This window comes from Paraburkholderia sp. EB58 (assembly GCF_050436665.1).
Lineage (GTDB): Bacteria > Pseudomonadota > Gammaproteobacteria > Burkholderiales > Burkholderiaceae > Paraburkholderia.
Map to the genome: position 1 here is coordinate 1 of NZ_JBNDMQ010000070.1, position 21,036 is coordinate 21,036.

At 60.3% G+C, this 21,036-nt stretch carries 21 protein-coding genes; 10 read left to right on the forward strand and 11 right to left on the reverse strand.

Features of this window, described 5'->3' with window-relative positions:
* The coding region (locus P3T40_RS43740; RefSeq protein ID WP_429268185.1) for a hypothetical protein at window positions 1-119 on the reverse strand (119 nt) is incomplete at its 3' end.
* 844 nt (window positions 120-963) lie between these two features.
* On the opposite strand from P3T40_RS43740, the gene P3T40_RS43745 reads away from it, so the two are divergent.
* Both P3T40_RS43745 and P3T40_RS43750 read left to right on the forward strand, forming a co-directional pair.
* Entirely contained in the window at window positions 964-1,347 is a 384-nt protein-coding gene (locus P3T40_RS43745; RefSeq protein WP_429273892.1) for a BON domain-containing protein, read from the forward strand.
* 43 nt (window positions 1,348-1,390) lie between these two features.
* Window positions 1,391-1,606, forward strand: a complete 216-nt coding sequence (locus tag P3T40_RS43750) for a hypothetical protein (RefSeq protein WP_429273893.1) — start codon at window positions 1,391-1,393, stop codon at window positions 1,604-1,606.
* A 453-nt stretch (window positions 1,607-2,059) separates the two neighbouring features.
* Here P3T40_RS43750 and P3T40_RS43755 read toward each other — a convergent pair whose 3' ends face one another.
* The 6 genes from P3T40_RS43755 to P3T40_RS43780 form a co-directional block, all read right to left on the reverse strand.
* Entirely contained in the window at window positions 2,060-2,773 is a 714-nt protein-coding gene (locus tag P3T40_RS43755; protein WP_429273894.1) for a response regulator, read from the reverse strand.
* 235 nt (window positions 2,774-3,008) lie between these two features.
* On the reverse strand, window positions 3,009-5,057 hold the full coding sequence (gene kdpB / locus P3T40_RS43760) for a potassium-transporting ATPase subunit KdpB (protein WP_429273910.1): 2,049 nt from the start codon (window positions 5,055-5,057) through the stop codon (window positions 3,009-3,011).
* Window positions 5,058-5,137: 80 nt separating this feature from the next.
* Window positions 5,138-6,154 carry a potassium-transporting ATPase subunit C gene (locus tag P3T40_RS43765; RefSeq protein ID WP_429273895.1) on the reverse strand — a complete coding sequence of 339 codons (1,017 nt, stop codon included), beginning with the start codon at window positions 6,152-6,154 and terminating at the stop codon, window positions 5,138-5,140.
* A 24-nt stretch (window positions 6,155-6,178) separates the two neighbouring features.
* Window positions 6,179-8,299, reverse strand: coding sequence for a potassium-transporting ATPase subunit KdpB (gene kdpB, locus P3T40_RS43770; RefSeq protein ID WP_429273911.1), 2,121 nt, complete (start codon window positions 8,297-8,299; stop codon window positions 6,179-6,181).
* A gap of 110 nt (window positions 8,300-8,409) precedes the next feature.
* Window positions 8,410-10,212, reverse strand: coding sequence for a potassium-transporting ATPase subunit KdpA (gene kdpA / locus P3T40_RS43775; protein WP_429273896.1), 1,803 nt, complete (start codon window positions 10,210-10,212; stop codon window positions 8,410-8,412).
* Window positions 10,213-10,261: 49 nt separating this feature from the next.
* Entirely contained in the window at window positions 10,262-10,372 is a 111-nt protein-coding gene (locus P3T40_RS43780; RefSeq protein ID WP_429273897.1) for a potassium-transporting ATPase subunit F, read from the reverse strand.
* Window positions 10,373-10,853: 481 nt separating this feature from the next.
* On the opposite strand from P3T40_RS43780, the gene P3T40_RS43785 reads away from it, so the two are divergent.
* From P3T40_RS43785 to P3T40_RS43815, 7 genes are all read left to right on the forward strand, one after another.
* Entirely contained in the window at window positions 10,854-12,776 is a 1,923-nt protein-coding gene (locus P3T40_RS43785; RefSeq protein WP_429273898.1) for a potassium transporter Kup, read from the forward strand.
* Window positions 12,777-13,293: 517 nt separating this feature from the next.
* On the forward strand, window positions 13,294-14,223 hold the full coding sequence (locus P3T40_RS43790; RefSeq protein ID WP_429273899.1) for an AraC family transcriptional regulator: 930 nt from the start codon (window positions 13,294-13,296) through the stop codon (window positions 14,221-14,223).
* A 91-nt stretch (window positions 14,224-14,314) separates the two neighbouring features.
* A complete protein-coding gene (locus P3T40_RS43795) occupies window positions 14,315-14,812 on the forward strand; it encodes a methylated-DNA--[protein]-cysteine S-methyltransferase (RefSeq protein ID WP_429273900.1) in 498 nt (165 codons plus the stop codon).
* A gap of 234 nt (window positions 14,813-15,046) precedes the next feature.
* Window positions 15,047-15,589, forward strand: coding sequence for a carboxymuconolactone decarboxylase family protein (locus P3T40_RS43800; RefSeq protein WP_429273901.1), 543 nt, complete (start codon window positions 15,047-15,049; stop codon window positions 15,587-15,589).
* Between the two features lie 54 nt (window positions 15,590-15,643).
* Window positions 15,644-16,468 carry an isocitrate lyase/PEP mutase family protein gene (locus P3T40_RS43805; RefSeq protein ID WP_429273902.1) on the forward strand — a complete coding sequence of 275 codons (825 nt, stop codon included), beginning with the start codon at window positions 15,644-15,646 and terminating at the stop codon, window positions 16,466-16,468.
* A 45-nt stretch (window positions 16,469-16,513) separates the two neighbouring features.
* A complete protein-coding gene (locus P3T40_RS43810; protein ID WP_429273903.1) occupies window positions 16,514-16,906 on the forward strand; it encodes a RidA family protein in 393 nt (130 codons plus the stop codon).
* Between the two features lie 87 nt (window positions 16,907-16,993).
* Window positions 16,994-17,605 carry a DUF72 domain-containing protein gene (locus P3T40_RS43815; RefSeq protein WP_429273904.1) on the forward strand — a complete coding sequence of 204 codons (612 nt, stop codon included), beginning with the start codon at window positions 16,994-16,996 and terminating at the stop codon, window positions 17,603-17,605.
* A 44-nt stretch (window positions 17,606-17,649) separates the two neighbouring features.
* On the opposite strand, the gene P3T40_RS43820 is transcribed toward P3T40_RS43815, so the two are convergent.
* Complete coding sequence (locus P3T40_RS43820) at window positions 17,650-18,426, reverse strand: helix-turn-helix transcriptional regulator (RefSeq protein WP_429273905.1); 777 nt, start codon at window positions 18,424-18,426, stop codon at window positions 17,650-17,652.
* A 214-nt stretch (window positions 18,427-18,640) separates the two neighbouring features.
* Between P3T40_RS43820 and P3T40_RS43825 the strand changes: the two genes are divergently transcribed.
* Window positions 18,641-19,408 (forward strand): hypothetical protein, encoded by a 768-nt coding sequence (locus P3T40_RS43825; RefSeq protein WP_429273906.1) that lies wholly within the window; start codon window positions 18,641-18,643, stop codon window positions 19,406-19,408.
* A gap of 230 nt (window positions 19,409-19,638) precedes the next feature.
* Here P3T40_RS43825 and P3T40_RS43830 read toward each other — a convergent pair whose 3' ends face one another.
* The 3 genes from P3T40_RS43830 to P3T40_RS43840 all read right to left on the reverse strand — a co-directional run bounded on the left by P3T40_RS43830 (window position 19,639) and on the right by P3T40_RS43840 (window position 20,956).
* On the reverse strand, window positions 19,639-19,821 hold the full coding sequence (locus P3T40_RS43830; RefSeq protein WP_429273907.1) for a hypothetical protein: 183 nt from the start codon (window positions 19,819-19,821) through the stop codon (window positions 19,639-19,641).
* Window positions 19,822-20,173: 352 nt separating this feature from the next.
* The gene (locus P3T40_RS43835) at window positions 20,174-20,548 is read right to left on the reverse strand and encodes a hypothetical protein (RefSeq protein ID WP_429273908.1); all 375 of its coding nucleotides are present in this window, start codon (window positions 20,546-20,548) and stop codon (window positions 20,174-20,176) included.
* Between the two features lie 57 nt (window positions 20,549-20,605).
* On the reverse strand, window positions 20,606-20,956 hold the full coding sequence (locus P3T40_RS43840; RefSeq protein WP_429273909.1) for a HepT-like ribonuclease domain-containing protein: 351 nt from the start codon (window positions 20,954-20,956) through the stop codon (window positions 20,606-20,608).
* Window positions 20,957-21,036 lie beyond the last annotated feature (80 nt).

Sequence of the window (21,036 nt, forward strand, 5' to 3'; positions counted from 1 at the left end):
ATATAGCGCACTTCGCCGTCGCGCAGATGCACGCGGATGCCGCAGCGGCACGCACACATGTAGCAGGTCGTGGTTTTGACTTCGAGTTTTTCGTTCTGCGTGCGCGCGTGGTGTTCCATGAGTGCTCCGTTAAGGCTCTTGCTCTGACGATTCCGTGCCCGACGATTGCGGCCTACACCGTCATCGTAAGATGGGAAGCATGCAAAAGAAGAATCCTATTTCGTATAGACCTACCATACATATGGATAGCCTCGTAGATTTGGAGGCTGGGGCACGCATCCATTTCATTGCACTACGTAATAACTAGTCTCGCCCGAAGTCGAACCGGTGAACGATCCAACAGTCTCGTCGTCCCGCCACGCAGTGTCTCGCGGCGCTTTTCTCGGCCTGGGCGTTATGGGGCATCCGATGACCCAGCAACCGGCAATTTCGCAAGCTCGCCGATGCACTATTTGCGCTAACCATAGGTGCATCGTCCGCTGCGGGCACGGCAACTCGCGTTTGCGCATTTGTGGCAATTCGTGCTGGCTTTGCGGTTGCCGCTGTGATCGGCGCGTTGACCACCCGCGCGATGGGAAGCACGGCCGCGTTACCGCCAGCCGTCTGTCTGCTAGAAATACCTGAGATGATCGATGGCGCTGCGCAATTCCCATCGTAGTCCCACTTTCGGAGACTCGGGGGTGGACAAAAAGCCAATTCTTCAGCAACACAAGGACATCATCGACATACAAACGTATGTGTCCTTCATCCGACACGCTCGAACGTCGAACCATGAGTTCTATAGCATTTTGGGGCTCAGCCGATTAATCTGACACATGAAGCCCGTCAACGAGGCGTTCACATCGCTACCGGTCAACCACAAAATTTGTCTGCACGACTACAAAATCTGGATGCAAATGGATCAAACATGCAAAAAACATGGTTTGCAAAATTTCGTTAAACTTATTAATTAGAGGTGAAGATATGAACTTTAAAATTAGGATAGTTAGCATAACAGCTACCGCCCTGCTATCTGCCGTTGTTTACGCGCAGACTCCAGCAACGAACTCGATGAGCCAAAACCAGGCTACCGATGCCGCGACCACAAACCAGGTCCCGCTAACAAAGAAAGCCGAGCGTGCAGCGAACCGAGCCTTCGCGAAGCGGATCCAGCAAACCATCTACAAAACCAAAGGACTGGATGGTGCTGACATAGTGGTCTTCGCGAAGGCCAATACGGGCCGGGTGACTCTCGCGGGTTCTATCCAGAGTGAAGATCAGAATCGAATTGCTACGGATGTCGCAGCGAAGGTTCAAGGCGTCACTTCGGTGACGAGCAAACTGACGCTGCAGGAAGAAGGCAGCTGAACGATGACCTTCATTCATACTTTTACCCTCTATCCGAGGCATCGTGACGGATCTATGGCATTTGCCCACGACTGAACTTGCTCACCTCATTCGTACTCGCGAAGTCTCTGCGCGAGATGGGACGGACGCTCCGCTCAAACGACTCGATGCCGGCAACCCGCAGATCAATGCGATCGTCGCGCACGTAGCTGACGGCATCTTTGCTTCGGGGCGGGCTCCGGTGATGTCTTCGACTGACGCGGGCTTCCCGGATTGCTGACGATCCTCGTGAGCGACCGGACGGATTTCCTGACCGGGTCTGCGGTCACGGTGAGCCATCCAACGATGGATGCAACGATTGTAGCGGGCGGTCGCCGACAATGGGTAGGCGCTGGAATGTTGCCCAGATCAGGATTTTATGTCAACCATGGCCCGCGTCCGAACGGAGTAATGGCGCGGACAACCCGATAGAGACATTCGAGGTTCGGAGCCACGACTGTCCGCTCAACGCTGTAATGGCGATATTCGGAAATCCGCCTGGAGAAGTTTATTGGCATGTACTTCACCAACAAGAAAGCTTTTCACGCCCAGGAAGCCATGTTTTCGGTCGCGCGTGCCACGTCATAATATTCGGCGACCGTCCGTGAAACCCATCCAAAGTTGGCGAATGCAGGACGAGAAGGCGCAAACGCGCCGCGCTCATCCCGTTATCTGAACTGAGTGCTACATCATGTCACTGGCTGTGATAGTCACTCACGCCAACCAGCCGGTATCCCACACCACTCTCTGTGACGATGTGCTCGGGCTGCGCGGGATCGCATTCGAGCTTCTGCCGCAAGTGCGCCATATAGATGCGCAGATAGTGGTGGTAGTTGTCGGCACGTGACGGCCCCCACACTTCCTGAAAGAGTTGGTGATGGGTGAGCACCTTCCCGGCATGCCTTGCGAGCACGGACAGTAACCGGTACTCAATGGGGCTTAGATGCACGACTTCGTCGCCGCGCAGCACCCTCCGCGCACCAAGGTCGAGCAGGACAGTCCCGAAGCGAACTTGTGTCAATCCAGTTGCGCCACCAATTTGCCGGCGCAACTGGGCCCGAATCCGCGCCGACAGTTCGGGCAGGCCGAACGGTTTGGTCAGATAGTCATCGGCGCCGGCGTCGAGCGCTTTCACCTTGTCCTCTTCGCGGCTACGAGCCGACAGAACAATGACGGGGACGGTGGACCATGCGCGCAGTTCGCGGATCACCTCGGTACCTTCCATATCGGGCAAGCTGAGATCCGCGATCACCAGATCGGGCCGGCGCGTCGCCGCCTGGGCGAGCCCCTGCCGACCGGTGTTCGTCTCGCAGACCGTCATGCCCTCCGCTTCCAGCGCCGCGCGGACAAAACGGCGAATGTATTTATCGTCGTCAATCAAGACAACGGTCACAGTCGGCTCGCTCATGATTTTGTCACGGTGACGGTGCCGGTGGCCCGGATCGCCCTGCGAAGGACGTATGTACGCCAGCGACGGGGCATGGAGACAATCCAGGCAGTGCTTCCGGTGCGCGCCCTCAAATGACGGCTCCGCTCAATGTGCGCTGCGCTCGTGCACGAGGTACTGGCGGCGCCGCGAGCCGGGACCCGACATCATATAAAGAATGTTTTTCATCATGATTTTTCGCCCCTGATCAGACCCATTAAAACGCCGTGAGGATCATGTCGATCAGCTTGATGAACGGGAACGGCAGCACAATGCCGCCCAGCCCGTAGACCAGCAGGTTGCGTCGCAGCAGCGACGCCGCGCCGAGCGGCCGGTATTTCACACCCTTCAACGCCATCGGAATCAGCGCCACGATAATCAGCGCATTAAAGATCACCGCCGACAGGATCGCCGACGAAGGCGAGCTGAGATGCATGACGTCGAGCACGCGCAACTGCGGATAGGTCGTCGCAAACGCAGCCGGGACGATGGCGAAGTACTTGGCGACGTCGTTGGCAATCGAGAACGTGGTGAGCGAGCCACGCGTCATCAGCATCTGCTTGCCGATCTCGACAATCTCGATCAGTTTGGTCGGATTCGAATCGAGGTCGACCATATTACCGGCTTCCTTCGCCGCCTGCGTGCCGGTGTTCATCGCCACTGCGACGTCGGCCTGCGCCAGCGCAGGCGCGTCGTTGGTACCGTCACCCGTCATCGCCACCAGACGGCCTTCGGCCTGGTGCGCGCGAATCGTCGTCAGCTTGGCCTCCGGCGTGACTTCCGCGAGGAAGTCATCCACCCCTGCTTCTGCGGCAATCGCAGCTGCGGTCAGGCGGTTGTCGCCCGTCAACATGATGGTCGTGATCCCCATCTTACGCAGCTCGGCGAAACGCTCCTTGATGCCGCCCTTGACGACGTCCTTTAGTTCGACCACACCAAGCACGTGCGTCGTCTCGCCGAGTGTTTCCGCGACGACAAGCGGCGTGCTGCCGCGCCGCGCCACCTCGCTTACGGCGCTGCCCACCTCGGCCGGATAGCGGCCGCTGCGTTGTTCGACGTAGTGCCGCAGCGCGTCGGCCGCGCCTTTGCGGATCTCGCGGTCCGGCATATCGACCCCGCTCATGCGTGATTGCGCGCTGAACGACAGGAACGTTGCGTGCAAGGCGTGCATGTCGCGCTGCCGGATGTTGAAGCGCTGCTTAGCGAGCACGACGATGCTGCGGCCTTCCGGCGTTTCGTCGGCTAGCGACGACAGCTGCGCCGCATCGGCCAGCGCTTCTTCCGTCACACCCGGCGCAGGAATGAAGGTCGACGCCTGCCGGTTGCCGAGCGTGATCGTGCCGGTCTTGTCGAGCAGCAGCACGTCGACGTCGCCGGCCGCTTCCACCGCGCGGCCGGACGTGGCGATCACATTCGCCTGCATCATGCGGCTCATGCCGGCCACGCCAATCGCCGACAGCAGGCCGCCGATGGTGGTCGGAATCAGACACACGAGCAGTGCGACGAGCACGGTGATCGTCACGACATGGCCGGCCTTGGTCACTTCGACGGCGAACATCGAGAACGGCAGCAACGTCGCGGTAGCCAGCAGCAGCACCAGCGAGAGAGCAACCAGCAGAATCGTCAGTGCGATTTCGTTCGGTGTCTTTTGACGCTTCGCGCCTTCGACCATCGCAATCATACGGTCGAGAAACGCCTCGCCGGGGTTCGCCGTGACACGCACGACGATCCAGTCGGACAGCACGCGTGTGCCGCCCATCACCGACGAGAAGTCGCCGCCCGATTCGCGGATCACCGGTGCGGATTCTCCCGTGATAGCTGATTCGTCCACCGACGCCACACCTTCGATCACTTCCCCGTCAGCCGGAATCACGTCGCCGGTTTCGACCAGCACCACGTCGCCCTTCCGCAGATCGGTGGCCGTCATGATGCGCACCGGCGCTTTAGGATGCGGCTCCTGCAGCTTCTTCGCCACCACGTTGTGCTTGGCACTACGCAGCGACTCCGCTTGGGCCTTCGAGCGTCCTTCGGCGAGCGCTTCCGCGAAGTTGGCGAACAGCACGGTAAACCACAGCCACAGCGCAATGGCGAGGATAAAGCCCGTCGCCGCCTCGGCCTGGCCGTTGAGCGCCGCGATCCACAGGATCGTCGTCAGGATGCTGCCGACGTACACACAGAACATCACCGGGTTGCGTATCTGCGTACGCGGCGTCAGCTTGCGAAACGAATCGACGAGCGCCGGCGTGATAATCGCCGGATCGAACATCGAACCCGCCGCGCTACGCGCCTGCCCGAGATTACCGGGCTGATGAATCGGCGGCGGGGTTTGCGGCTGCGTTTGCATGGTCATGCCGGCGCCCCGAAGCGTCTGCGCAACTCCAGATTGACCGCCAGCACGTTCACCAGCGGCTCGCCCACCAGACCGCCGAACGGTGCATGAGCCTGTTGTTCGAGGATCGCGCTGATATCGGCGCGCACCTCTGCCGGGTCGCGCTTCGTGTCCTTCGCCCACGCCGGCGCCACACGATCCAGTTGATAGGTCGCGTTAGCGAGTGTGATGTCCGGGTCGAGGCCCGAGCCCGAGGTCGTGACAAAATCGCCCGGTACATTCTGCAAGGCCACGTCCGGATGGTCCTGGCGCCACATGTCGAAGAACATCGACTGGATATCCGAGCCGGTATTCACCGGTTGTATTGACGTCACGCTCTTGCCGTCACTGCCGGTCTGGGTGACGCTCGATGGGAACTGGCCCGGATGCTCATTTGAGAACGTCTCGAAGAACGGCACGGCGAGATCCGCCACCTTGGGCTGCGGTGTGCCGGGGTTCGCGGCAATCCATTGCTTCACGACCGCAGCGTGTTGTTTGGTCCAGTCATCGACATACTTGCCATGCGTGGGATCCGCATTGACCCATGCCTGGGCAAGCCCGTTGTGCGCATCGGCCCACTGCGCGACGATATGCGGCTGGCCGCCCGCGTGATCGGCCTGGAACCAGGCTTCCACGTCCGGTGCCACCAGCTGACCAGTTTTCGGACCACTCGCGTATTGCGCAATCGGTCCCAGCACCCGCGCCACGCGGTCACGCAACGCGTAGTTACTGGCGCTCAGCGTGGACGAACCCGAGGCCGAGCCGTCATAGGACACCGCCGACGGACGCGACTGGAAATACTCGTCCTTGGTAAACGGCTGCGCGATCAGCAACGAGCCGACCGGCTTGCCGTCCGGCCCATTGACGATACTGCCGTTCGCCTGGAACGGAAACGCGGTCTGACCGATCAGCCACAGCACCGCAGGATAGACGCCGCATACGAGCACGGTGACGAGCCCGAGCAGCCAGATACTTTTAGACAGATGGCGCAACATGGTTTACTCCTTCTCGCGCGACTGTTAAGAGACCATATGCAGACCGACCATGAACAGGTCGATCAGCTTGATCCCCGCGAACGGTACGATCACCCCGCCCAGCCCCCACACAAGCAGATTGCGCCGCAACAGCGCGTCGGCACCCAACGCACGGTATTTAACACCCTTCAGTGCAATCGGAATCAGCAACGGAATGATGATCGCGTTGAAGATCACCGCCGAGAGGATCGCCGAAGTCGGCGAATGCAGATGCATCACGTCCATTGCGGCGAGCCACGGCAGCGTGCCAGCGAAGAGCGCGGGTACGATCGCGAAGTACTTCGCCACGTCGTTGGCAATTGAGAACGTCGTGAGTGCGCCGCGTGTCATCAGCAACTGCTTGCCGATTTCGATCACCTCGATCAGCTTGGTCGGATCGCTGTCGAGATCGACCATGTTGCCCGCTTCCTTGGCCGCCTGCGTGCCGGAGTTCATCGCGAGGCCCACGTCCGCCTGCGCCAGCGCCGGCGCATCGTTGGTCCCGTCGCCCATCATCGCCACCAGCTTGCCTTCGGCCTGCTCCTTGCGCAGATACGCGAGTTTCGCTTCCGGCGTCGCCTCGGCGATGAAGTGGTCGACGCCCGCGAGGCGTGCCAGGGTCGCGGCAGTCAACGCGTTGTCGCCGGTGATCATCACCGTATACAGTCCCATCTTGCGCAAATGCCCGATGCGTTCGCGAATCCCGGGCTTGAGGATGTCTTCGAGGACCACGACACCCACGATCTCATTGCCGCTGGCGACGACGAGTGGGGTGGCACCCTGTTCGCCCGTCTGCTTAAGGATCGCCTCCAGGCCGTACGGCACCTCGCCACCGTGCTGCTGCGCATAGGCGATCACCGCATCGGGGGCACCCTTGCGGATCGAGTGCCCGTCGGGCATATCGATGCCGCTCATGCGGCTTTGCGCGGTAAACGGAATCACTTTCGCATCGTGCGGCACGTTGTGGCCGGCGGCGTACTGCGCGAGCGGCTGGACCACCGAGACGATACTCTTGCCCTCGGGCGTCTGATCGCCGAACGAGGCGAGCGCAGCGAGCCGCTTGAGCTGGCTTTCATCGTATTTGCCCACCGGCAGGAAGCTGGTTGCGCGGCGATTGCCGATGGTGATGGTGCCGGTCTTGTCGAGCACGACCGTGTCGATATCGCCCGCCACCTCGACAGCCTTGCCGCTCTTCGCGATGATGTTGGCGCGCAGGGCACGGTCCATGCCAGCAATGCCGATTGCCGCGAGCAGCGCGCCGATCGTCGTCGGGATCAGGCAGACCAGCAACGCCACCAGCGTCGGCACGTCGGTGCCGAGGCTGTGCAGCGGCTCGGACAGGCCAAGGTAACCGGTCATGTACTGCTCGGCGTTGAACGCCATCGACCAGAGCGGGACCACGACGATCAGGAAAATCAGCGTGAAGGCCGACAGCACCAGCGTCAGCGCGATTTCGTTCGGCGTGCGCTGCCGCACCGCGCCTTCGACCAGCGCGATCATGCGGTCGAGAAAGGTCTCGCCCGCTTCCGCCGAGACACGCACCGTGATCTCGTCAGACAGCACTGTGGTGCCGCCCGTCACGCCCGAACGGTCGCCGCCCGCATCGCGGATCACCGGCGCGGACTCGCCCGTAATGGCGGATTCGTCAACCGAAGCGGTGCCGTCGATGATCTCGCCATCGCTCGGAATCACCTCGGTCGCCCTTACGATCACGAGATCCCCCCGTTTCAGCTTGATCGATGGGACGGTTTCGCGCGCCCCATCGGGACGCAGACGATACGCGACGGTGTCGCGCCGCGCGCGCTTCAATGCATCGGCCTGCGCCTTGCCACGCTCTTCGGCAATCGCGGTGGCGAAGTTGGCAAACACGACCGTCAGGAACAGCCACACGTCGAGTGCGATGAAGTACGTGAGGGGTGCCTGGCTATGCGCCGCGCCGAGTGCCATCTGGATGATGAACACCAACGTCAGCACCGCGCCGATCTCGACCACGAACATCACCGGATTTTTCCACTGGATGTCCGGGCGCAACGAGATCAATGACTGCCGCAGCGCCGCGCGCACAAGTGGCGACGAGAACAGCCCCCCGGTCTGCGATTTGTGCGGCGGACGGGGGCCCGCTGTCATCCCGGGTGCCGGTCCGTTCGCCACTTTTACTGTTTCCATGATGGATGCTCCTCGATCCAGTGACTGGAGGAATGCCTTAGCGTTAGCGTTCTTTCAACAGGTGGACAGTGTCATCCACCGAATGGAATAGGCCCAAGATGCTCCGCAACCGGACCGAGCGCGGCAACGGGCAGGAAGAGCAGTGCGCCCACGATCAGGATCGTGCCGAGCAGCAGGAAGCCGAATGTCACCGTGTTATCGCGCATCGTGCCGAGGGTGGCCGGTGCCATCTTCTTGCGACCGAGATAAGCCGCCATGGCGATCGGCGCAATGATCGGCAAGTAGCGCGAGAACAGCATCACGAGTCCGGTTGCGGTATCCCATTGCACGGCTGTGGGCGCCGGGCTCGGGTTGCTGTTGAACCCATAGGTCGTGGCGAGACCGTCGAATGCCGAGCCGTTATTTGCGGAGGCCGACGAGAACTGATAGGTGATCTCGCTGAAGCCGTGCGCGCCCGGATTGGCTTCGGCTTTGGTGCCCCAGTCGGTTGCAGAAAACAAACCGGTCGGGCCGAGTATCAGGATCGGATGCACCAGCAGCGCGATCATCGCCAGCTTCATTTCCCGCGCACCGACCTTGCGGCCCAGATACTCCGGTGTGCGCCCGACCATCTGCCCCGCGAGGAACACGCCGACGATCAGGAACAGCAGCAGGTTGATCATGCCGACGCCCTTGCCCCCGAACACGCAGTTGAGCCACATGCCGATCATCGGCGACAGGCCCGCCAACGGGTTGAGGCTATCGTGCTCGGCATTCACCGCACCGCATGTCACGTCCGTCGTAATTGCCGCGAACGTAGCGGCCGCCGATTTACCGAAGCGCAGCTCCTTGCCTTCCAGATTGCCCAGATGCTGCTCAACCGGCAACGCGGCCAGCGCAGGAACCGTCAGCGAATGATTCGTGCCAGCCAGTTGATAGGTGCGCGACGCCGGGTGTGCGGTAAACGCAGGATTCGGCCTTAGCGTATCGAAGCAGACCGCCCACCCGATCAGCCCGATCATCATCGACAGCATTACGCTATAGATCACCACCGAGTGCCTCAGACGCCCTAGCATGCGGCCGTACATCAGTACGAGCGAAAACGGGAAAATCATCATCGCAAGGGTTGTGACGAAGTTCGAGCCGGCGCTCGGGTTTTCGTACGGATGGGCTGAGTTCATGCCATAGAATCCGCCGCCGTTGGTGCCGAGCATCTTGATTGGAATCACGGCCGCAACCGGACCCACGATCAGCGTCTGCTGTTTTGGCTGGCCGTTATCGGCCGTGCCCATCGCAGCAGGCTCGAGCGTCGTCACCTGATAGTCGCTCTGATAGGTCATCGGCATGCCCTGCTGGATGAAGATCACGCCGACGATCAGTGCAATCGGCACGAACATGTAGACCACGACACGCCACATATCCACAAAGAAATTGCCGATGAGCTGCTCGCCGCGCAGCGCACGAATGATCGCCGTCAAGGCGCACAGGCCGACGGCAGCCGACAGAAACATGTTCGGCAGAATAAAAAAGATCTGACTGAAATTAGAAAAATGCTGGTCACCCGAATAGTGCTGCAGGTTTGTGTTGGTCATGAAAGAAACGACTGTGTTGAAGATCGTCGATGGCGCCAGCATCCCACGTCCGAGTGGATTGAGCGGCATCAGCGGTTGCAGCGACAGCACGACGAAGCCGAACACGAACAGCGCCACGTTGAACACAAGCAGCGCGACGGTGTACTGCTTCCAGTCTTGCGGACCGCTATTGAGTCTGGCTTCGAACCAGCGCAGCACGCCAGGTGCACGGTATCGCCCATCCAGAATCCACGCCATGTAGCGGCTTAGCGGAATCGACACGACGATCGCCGTGACCAGTATCAGAAGCGGCAGGGTCCACATGGGCTTCCCCTTCTACGCGAGATAGACAACAGAATGCGTCGGACTTCGCTCAGAACCACTCGGGTCGAACGAGCGCGACGAACAGATAAACAAAAGTCAATGCGGAAATCGCGACAGCCAGCCAGGCCATGATGGTCTCCTCAAATCTTGTCGCACGCATCGATAAACGCGACGCACAACGCCATACACCCCAGTCCAAGCACGAATAAGCCCGGTAGCCAGATCATTAAGTTCATGACGAACCTCATTTTCAGGGACGACAACCTCCGCACCGGCGCGTCTGCGACGGTGTCGCAACCTGTCTTGTCAGGTTTTCTAAAGGTATAGGGCGAGCCGAATAAAAATGTCGTAAATCCGGATTGATGGAAAACCATTACGGCTGAAAGGCCGGCCGGTGAGACTTCCAAACGACCCATTTGGGATTGTTAACGAGACGACGAAGCAACGTTTACGTATTCCGCTGTCGCACTGAAGGCGAAGTGCTTCGATCAGTAAATTCAATCATCGGCATCCGGAATTGATGCACAATTTGCAGAACGTTGCCTGTGTGGCGTTGAGGCAGGACATCGGTTGACGATGGACCCGAATGATGTAAGGCCGGATCAGATTCCGGCCAGTATTTCTACACATACGACAAATCCATGAACAACGTGCGTGCTCTGCAGACCTCGCAGCCCTCAAGTGCGGCTGGCGGAACGCTAGCGCTGTCGCTAGCTGCGCTCGGCATCGTATTTGGCGATCTGGGAACCAGTCCCCTGTATGCCTTGCAAGCATCTTTCGGCGGCACGCTCGGGGTGGCGGCAACGCACGCCAATGTGATCGGCATCGTCTCGCTGTTCCTGTGGTCGCTGATCTTGATGGTCAGCATCAAGTATGTGCTGGTGCTGATGCAGGCCGACAACCACGGCGAAGGCGGATTGTTAGCATTGTTGGCACTACTGGTGGGGGAGCGCACGGGGCGTGTGACGCGGCATGGCGCCCTGCGCTGGGTGTTCATGGCAATGTTCGGTACCGCCATGCTATACGGCGATGGCGTCATCACGCCCGCGATCTCGGTACTGAGCGCGATTGAGGGTATCGAGGTAGCAACGCCCGCGTTCGCGCATTACACAGTGCCGATCACGGTATTGATCCTGGTCGTGCTGTTCGCGGTCCAGCCGTTAGGTTCCGGCCGGGTCGGCGTGGCATTCGGTCCAATTCTGGCTATCTGGTTCGTTACCATCTTCATTCTCGGAATGGTATCGCTCGTGCAAACACCGGGCATCCTGGCCGCCTTCAACCCCATCAACGGAATAACATTCTTCGCTCGTAACGGCTTCAAGGGTTTTGTCGCGCTGGGCGCCGTGGTGCTGTGTCTCACTGGCGGCGAGGCGCTATACGCCGATATGGGCCACTTTGGCGCGCGGCCGATTCGCCTCGCGTGGTATGGCCTGGCATTGCCAGCGCTGACCGTCTGCTACCTCGGACAAGGCGCATTGCTGCTGCGCAATCCCGGTGCTGCGGATCGTCCTTTCTATACGACCGTGCCTGCATGGGGCCTGTATCCGATGGTTATGCTGGCAACGCTTGCAACCATCGTGGCGTCGCAGGCGCTGATCTCGGCCGTATTTTCCTTGACGCGGCAGGCTGCGCAGCTTGGACTGTCACCCCGTGTGACGGTCAGGCACACATCGTCCAGCACAGCTGGACAGATCTATCTGCCGGGCCTGAACTGGGTGCTGATGGTCGGTACCATTGCCGTAGTGCTGGGGTTCCGTACCTCGGATAGCTTGGCGGCAGCTTTCGGCATCGCCGTGTCAACGACCATGGCGATCACCACCATGCTGTTTGCCGCGTATGCGCGTGTGCGTCTGCTCTGGCCGGTATGGCGCATCGTGCTGGTCGCCGGGGTGTTCATGATGGTAGATCTGGCGTTTGTCGCGGCGAATGCCATGAAGTTTGCCGACGGTGGGTGGCTTCCGCTCAGCATCGGCGCAATCACGTTCGTGATATCAACCTCCTGGCTGCTTGGGCTGCGGGCCCTGCAACGGGCCCGTAAGGACTCGGGCCTGCCGCTGGACAGCTTTATCTCGAGCATCGCTGCCGCGCCACCATATCGCGTGAGCGGCACGGGTGTGTTTCTGATGGCGGCAGGCAAGTCCGTTCCCATCACCATGCTGCATCACCTCAAGCACAATCAGGTACTCCACGAGCAGATCGTGCTTTTGACGTTGCTCACCGAGGAAATCCCACGCGTGTCACCCGCCGAACGCTTCACGGTGGAGCGCCTGGAGCAGGGCTTCGTACGCATCGAAGGTCGTTATGGGTACCTGGAAATGCTGAACGTGCCGCAGCTGCTTGAGCAGGCATTGCAATGCGCGGGTTGTCCTGCCTATGACGCGATGATGACTACGTTTTACCTGGGGCGTGAGTCGCTCTCGGTACAGACGAAGCAGCGCCCGGTTCGGCACATGCTGTTGAGTCTGTTTAGCCGACTGCGCAAGAACGAGCTCGATGCTACCGCACACCTGGGCCTGCCACCCAACCGCGTCGTCGAGATGGGCGCGCGACTCAATTTGATCTAAAGACGCAGTGACATCTGCAAGGTCGTACGGATGCCGGGAGCCCGTGTATAACGGCGGCCGATTGTTTCCAGTGCTGGCTGCCGTATCACCAAAGTCTGCTGACCACCCCTGAACAGCCGCTCGAATGGCCATGTGGCGGCGTTCGGGAATGGCGGGAATTGGCCGCGTCGAGGCAATGCCACGTTCGATCTGCTCGCCGAAGACCGGTCATTCAAAGGGAGCGGATGAGGCCTCGGATATCGGAATTGGATCGCGACCTCAACCGACCGCTTGTGGCCGAAGCCCGTCCGATGCAATCGGCATACGTCGCCTGAAACTTGCGGGCCGGTGATCGACAGCACGCGACCCCTAGCGGCCATTCGGGTAGACCGGGGCAATGGCGGCTTGGGGTCGAAGAGCGGCCACAAGTCGTCGTCTATGTGTAATGTGCGAGAATCGTGTGTCGTTATTGATCATCGAGTGATCTTTTCGCCCCCCAATACGAATGCCCGTCGCAACGCCTATCCCTGCGCCTCGTGTGTCTCCAGCCGATCTGGACGAGCTGATCAGCTCACTCGAGATCCGGGTACTTGGATTGTCCGAATGCCTCGTCAGTCAGGGCTTCGTGCTGGAACTGGACGGCAACGAAGCACCTGGCATCCACTACATCCTGTCCGGCGAAGGCCAGCTGCACATCGCCGGCGCGGAACCGGTGCAGCTAAGGCCGCACACGCTGCTGATCGTGCCGCCCCGCCACCCGCTGAAGCTCGAAGTGCCCGCCAGCAAGGCCGGCATCGCGTCGATCCTGGTTCCCGGGCGCGAACACAAGCAGGTTGTCGATTCGATCAGCCGGTTTCGCGCTGGCACCTCCGAGCCAATGACCGTGATGATCTGCGGTTATTTCAATGCGGGGTTCGGCGCATCGATTAATCTTTTCGAAACCCTGTCGACCCCAATCGTCGAGCACTTCGACGCGTCCGACCGACTCGACTTCTATCTACGCACCGCGTTCGATGAGCTCGTCGCCCAGGAGGCCGGCGCAGGCGCCATGTCGGGCGCATTGCTGAAACAGGTGATCGTCGCACTCGTGCGCCGCTCGCTAAAAACGAGCACCCTTTGGCTCGAACGCTTCGCGCTGCTCGGCGACCCCCAGATCGCACGGGTCTTCGCGGATATGGTCGCGCGCCCCGGCTCGCGACACAGCATCGCGAGCCTCGCCGACGCCGCATTCCTGAGCCGGTCCGCCTTCATGGCCCGCTTTTCAGCGGCCCTCGGCAAGTCGCCAATGCAGGCGCTGCGCGACATTCGCATGCGGCAGGCGGCCGCTCAGTTGCGCATCGCTGATCTCTCGCTCGATCAGGTCGCGCGTAACGTCGGTTACGCAAGCCGTGGGACCTTTGTGCGGGCGTTTCGCGAAGTGTTCGGCACCGGCCCGCTCGAGTATCGATCGAGCGCCGAACACGCCTGAAAAGCCGGACGATTTGCACGCTTTGACGGACTTCGTGCGGCGTCCTCCCGTCCATACTGGATAACATCAAACCACGGGCAGGAGGTTCGTAATGGCTCTCGAATACATGACCAGCGATTCGCCGGTCGGCAAGCTCAAACTCGTTGCGCGCGACACCAAGCTGATCGCCATCCTGTGGGAGAACGAGCGCAGGAATCGCGTGAAGCTGGGCGAGATGCAACCGGCCGACGACAATCCGGTGCTGCTCGACGCTGAGCGGCAACTGCGCGAATTCTTCGCCGGTGAGCCCACGCAGTTCGATCTCGATATCGCGATGGAAGGCACGCCGTTCCAGAAGCGCGTGTGGAACGCGCTACTCGAAATTCCGTTCGGTGAGCGACGCACCTACCGCGACATCGCGACGCGAATCGGCAACCGTGAGGCAGTGCGGGCCGTAGGCGCGGCAATCGGGCGCAATCCGCTTTCGATGGTTACGCCATGCCATCGCGTGGGCGGCTCGTCGGGCAGCTTGACCGGCTTCGCAGGCGGACTCCCGACCAAAGCCCTGCTGCTCGATACGGAAGATCGGGCAGCACGCGGAATTGCCTGAACGCGACAGGCAACGCCCCCCTCTATCGGCACCAGGTGTCGGCGCGCAAGCGCCGATCCCTGGTGCCGATTTCTTTTTCTGGATCTCACCACGCCTTTCGCGGATCGACACAAGCGGACTTTCGACGCGGTTTGCCGGACTTTCTGCACTACGTCTGCATCTAGACTTTCCATCAATGCAAACGCAGCCGTACTCGATGCAGACCGCTTCCCTTTTTCGATCAGGAGAATCATCATGACCCGCATTGCACTTCCTACCGACGATCAGCTTCCCGCCGCATCACAACCCGTTGTCGACGCTGTGACAAAGCAACTGACGATGACACCCAACCTGTTCCGCATCATGGCGCTAAGCCCGAACGCGCTGAATGGATGGGCCGGCCTGCAGGGCGCGCTCGCGAAGACGCTTGACGCGAAAGTGCGCGATGGCATCGCGCTTGCCGTTTCGCAGGTGAACGGTTGCCAGTACTGTCTGTCAGCGCACTCGTATGTGGCAAGCACCCTGGCGAATATCGACGACGACGAAATCCAGCTTAATCGCAGGGGTCAATCCGGCACACCGAAAACCGCGGCAGCCGTGGCGTTTGCGAAGAAGCTGATGGAAACGCACGGCAAGGTCAGCGAAGACGATCTGCGCACCGTACGAGCCGCGGGCTTCATCAATGCCAATATCGTCGAAATCATCGCACTCAGCGCGCAATTCCTGTTGACGAACTTCGTCAACAACGCGTTCGATACGGAGGTCGATTTCCCGGTCGTCGAAGTTGCGATCGGCTGAACCGAAAGTGTCCGGGAGCCCGCAACGGCTCCCAACTGCTATCAGGAGCCCGTCATGTCACGCACCATTACTGAAAAACGCGTCGCCTTTCGCGCACTGCATGCATCTGGCTGCTTCATGCTGCCAAATCCTTGGGACACGGGCAGCGCCCGCTACCTCGCGAGCCTTGGTTTCCAGGCGATTGCGACCACCAGTTCCGGTTTCGCGTGGTCGACCGGTCGCGCAGACAATCACGTGACGCGCGAGATCATTCTTGCGCATCTGCGCGACATGGTTGCGGCAACCGATCTGCCAGTGAACGCCGACTTTGAAAACGGCTTCGGAGATAATCCGGCCGACGTCGCCCAAAGCGTAAAGCTGGCGATTGAAACAGGAGTCACCGGCCTTTCCATCGAAGACTCCACCGGAAATGCCGAAAGCCCGCTGTTCCCGCTAGAGGTAGCCGTCGAACGGCTGGAAGCGGCACGGCAGGCAATCGACGAGAGCGGCGGTGATACGCTGCTGATTGGTCGCGCGGAAAATTTCTTTGTTGGGGTGCCCGACATGAACGATACGTTGACACGGCTCAAGGCATACGCGGCAGCCGGCGCGGATTGTCTGTACGCCCCCGGTATCCAGACACGCGAACAGATCAAAGCCGTCGTTGCCGCCGTGGCGCCCAGGCCAGTGAACGTGTTGATCGGCTCGCAGTCCACGCTTACGCTGCAGGACCTGGCCGCGCTCGGCGTGCGGCGCGTCAGCGTCGGCGGGGCGCTCGCGCGGGCTGCATGGGGTGGCTTCATGCGGGCAGCGCAATCGCTCGCCAACGGACGCTTCGATGGGTTCGCCGACGCTGCCTCAGGCGCGCAGTTGAATGCGCAATTTCTCGACGGCGCTTAAAGGTCGTGGTCCGCTCGAACTCTGTCTATTTTCAAGGAGAACATCATGGCCCGTGAAATCATTCGTGTAGAACCACTGTCGAGCTGGCTGGAGCGCTGGAAGGCGCCGACGTCCGCCGTTACGCGTCACGGCGACACGATCTACGTTTCAGGTTTCCCGCCTTTCGATCCGCAGACCGGCGAAGTACTGGAAGCACCGATAGAGCAGCAGACCGAGCGCGTGCTGGAACAACTGAAACTGTGCGTAGAGACGGCGGGGTCGTCGCTCGATCAGGTGCTGAAGTGCAACGTCTACTGCACGTCGGTAACGATGTTCCCGGTCGTCAACGAGATCTATGCGAGATTCTTCGGTACGCAGCCACCGGCACGGATTTTCGTCAACGTGCCGGCGTGGCCTGGACATTTCGACATTGAAATTGATTGCGTCGCAGCGGTATGAGCGACGGTAAAGGGCCGGACGAGTGGACCGCGCTGCTCGATCGCCGGCGTCAACCGAGCCGCTCCGGGCCGCAGGCAAACTGGGGCGGTGCATTTCCAGTTTGCGCCCTGGCTCGTCAGCAATCCGGACGGCCGCGCGCACGTCGATCACTGCGCTGACCAGATGGAAGGCTTCACTGTCGCTGCGGAATTCCGACACCGCTCATGGTTTAGCGAAGCGGCGGCCGCTGGAACGCTTCAGATCGAGCGCTCGCGCCATCTCGTCAACGTCATCGTCGACGAACCTCAGGGTTCCGGGAACATCGTGCCCGCTGTATGGGAGGTGACGAACGACGGCCTCGCTATCGTGCGTCTGCACGGCCGGAATCATGAGACGTGGAACGTCAAGGATGCCAAGGCCGCGAGTGATCGCTTCAACTATGACTATAGCGACGAGGAGCTTGCGGAGTTGGCGGAGAAGATTCGAATTATTGCGAGTCAAGTTTCGCGCACGCACGTGATTTTCAACAACAATTACCTATACGCGGTAATGTTACCCAGCGTCAGGTGCCTAGCTTTGGACGCTCAACTCCGACGAGGGCCTGCTTCAGGCGGCCTTGCGCCGTACGTGGGTCGTTCTTCGACCCGATTCCGCCCTCCGACGGGAAATGATGAGTATCTCAATGCCGCCGACCAACGGACACTCGCATCATCGATGTGAATGTCGTGTGGCGTCTTGCGGCCGTCACGATAACTGGCTTCTGCTCAGGACAAGCTACGAGATCGGTTCAAAGTCTGGCTCGGCAGCTCCCCAAACGCCTTGCGATATTGTTCCGAAAACCGGGAAAGATGGAGAAAGCCCCACCTAGAAGCGACTTCGGACACGGAACATGTCGGGCCCGGTATGAGCAGATCGCGTAATGCCCCATTGAGCCGGACATTCAAGAACCACCTTCCTGGCGTCATGCCGACGCTTCGCCGGAAAATCAGTTCGAGCGAACGCAGGCTGTATCCACTGCGCTGTGCGATATCGACGAGGGCGATTCCAGCGTCTTCACCTGACGTCACGAACCGCTCACAGGCCAGTATCAGATGATGATGCCGCTCAGCGGTAGGCGACTTGTCCGACTTGCGCGTGATGTTCGCATCGGACAACGCATCCACATAGCCGGCCAACAGTGATCGCGACAGCTCGTTTGCGAGATCCGGTGAGATGCCGCCGGCCGCATCCATCGTCCTTGCCAGGGCCAGTGCATCATCGGCAACGCGAGTCAGGAATAAGCGCCCACCCGGTTGAAGCCGTACCGAACTGACCGCTCTTGGCAATTTCAGTGGACGCCTCATGCGTGTCATCGCCGCCCGCTGAAGGCGCTCTTCCGGAACAATGAAATTGACCCATCGGGACGCAGCCACGGCGTGATACAGCAACTCCACGCCCTGGGGATATACCTGTATCTCCTCCTCCCCGATCACCGAAGTGTTATAGCGAGTTACTTCACATCCCTCCGCCACGAACCCGATGCAAATTGCGTCGCGCGGCATGCTGCCCTGTGCGATCACCGGAAAGTTATAACGGCCTGTTTCGAGGCGGATATCACCTAACGAGGCTCCGCCTCAGACCGACGAGTGGTATGGGTGACTGCGTGGCGCTGGAGGTGTAGGGTGGCTCCGGTCGAGCCGGCTGGGACAAGCCCAGAGATGTACGAGCTCGAAGCTCAATGGGGTCCGAAGACCCCGTGGACGACCGGAGCCAGACATGACGCTATCACAGAGTGTGTGCGATGTTCTACGGGACCACGTCGTGCTCGAAAGCGAGTGCATCGACCGGATGTACCTGAACGTGTATGTGCCGCAGCTGCAGCGCGTAGGTGGCGTGGTGTGGTACCTGCGCGGCCATCTCGGTCAGCGCTTTGCCTCGACCGCGACGGTGGCGCCCAAGACCGTCGCTTTCGTGGCAGGCATCGAGAAGTTTGTCGCCGCGCAAGGTGTCGATCTGGTGAGCTTTGGCAAGCACCAGCGCAAGGACGACATCACCTTGCAGTATCTGCAGCAGTTCGACGCCGACGAAGGGGTTCTGTATGTCGGCCGCGCCCAGGAGAAGGCGCGCGTGGTGCGCACCGAACGACGTCGCTGCGCACGCACCGGCATGAGCTATCCGTGTGTCATCGAAGGCAGCGCGATGGTCAACCACTACTACTTCTACTGCGTGGACGACGACTTCGGCCCGTTCTTCCTCAAGTTCTGTTCCTACTTTCCCTACAAGCCAGGCTGTGCATCAACGGCAACGAGTACGCCAGGTGCCAGTTGCGCAAGCGCGGCATCGCCTTCGAGGCGCTGGACAACGGCATCCTCTCGTGCGAAGACCCCAAGGCGCTACAACGCATCTGCGATGGGCTCGACGAGCGCAAGATTGATCGGCTGCTGCGCAAGTGGCTGGCACGACTGCCGCATCCGTTCGACCGTCACGACCGGGGCGCCGGCTACCGCTACGCGCTATCGATCCTGCAGGCCGAGTTCGCCCTGACCCAGGTGCTCGATCGACCCGTGACAGGGCGCATCTTCTTCGAGCAGGTCATCCGCGAGAATCTGGACATCGGACGCCCGGGCCAGGTGCAACTGATCTTTGATCGCCGCGTCAACCGGCGCACCCCGGGGCGCTTTCGCACCCGGGTGATTACTGAAGGGGTCACCCCTTCGCTGCATGTGGACTACAAGCGTTCACGTATCAGGCAGTACCACAAGGAGGGTCAGGCGCTACGTACCGAGACCACCATCAACGACACCCACGACTTCGGCGTGGGACGGCTGCTGCACAACCTTGCCGAGTTGCGCCGCATCGGCTTTGCCGCCAATCGGCGCATGCTCGAGATCGAGCAGATCAGCCACGACTGTGCATTGGGCGAAGACGCGTTCCAGGCCCTGCAGCGTGCGCGCCATGTTGACGGGCAGCGTGCTGCGGCACTACGCTTTGCTGACCCGAAGGTCCAGGCCCTGCTGCATGCACTGGTGATGTTCGTCTTCGTCGCACGCGGCTTTACCAATCAGGACCTGCGAAGGCTATGCCGTGCTGCTGGGGCTACATGCCGGAGACATCACGCCGGGACGCATGAGCTACGAGCTGCGACGCCTGCGCCTGCATTGTCTGATCGAGCGAGTCCCCAAGACCCACCGATATCACCTCACGGATCCAGGGTTGCAAACGGCCCTTTTCTATACACGCGTGTACTCGCGCATCTTGCGACCCGGCCTCGCATTGGTCAGCCCCCAGGCACCTGCGGCCTCACCAGCGTCATTGCAGCGCAGCTTCCGCAACGCCGAACAGGCCGTCAAAACGTGGTGCGACGAAGCGAAAATTGCTGCGTAGAAAAACTTGACTCAATCGCTGCCAAATCAATTCAGTCAAGGAATCTAGATGACGTCCGCGTACGTGTAGCAGCTCGTGGTAGACCTGATGAGCGTTGAAGCGGGCGGGATAATAGATCTTCCAAACCTGCTCCTCGTAGTGAAAATCGGCGGTCGCGAGTTGACCGCCATTCCCCGAAAAGGGGCTGGTTCTACCCGGAAAGCGCTCCACCCGGGCGCCCGCCGCTGATACCTCGCTGAAAAGCGATCGCACCGGGTCTGTTCGGCCCGTCAACCCTTCCACGAGTTGAAAGACGTTCATGTTCTTCCCTTTATGTTTTCGTTATCCCTCGGGACCAATACGAGGAGCTTTTCCCCGTTACTTGTCGAACCCAGGTGTTGAAGGCTTATCCGCCTCCGTATCGCCGATGCTCTGCTGAAGCTCAACGCGTGTTGCCAGAAAATATTCAAGCACGGGCAGATGAGTCTTCACCGTGTCCCAAACAATCTCGAAATCCGTGTCAAAGTAGCCATGCGCCATCCGGTTTCGCATACCAATCATCTTGTGCCAAGGCACTGCCGGGTTGACGTTAGCTTTCACAAAGTCGGGGTGTTCGTCACGGATATGTGTCGCTGTCTCTCCCACAATGACAATGTTCATCATCACGGCTTGCTGAATCATCCGGTTGCCTAGGAACTCTAAAGTGGACCCAGGAAATGAGACAAGCATTTAAGCTGTCGTCGTAGATGACAGGAAACGGATAATGAGCGCAGGAAAAACAAGAAAAGTGTACACGCCGGAGTTCAAGG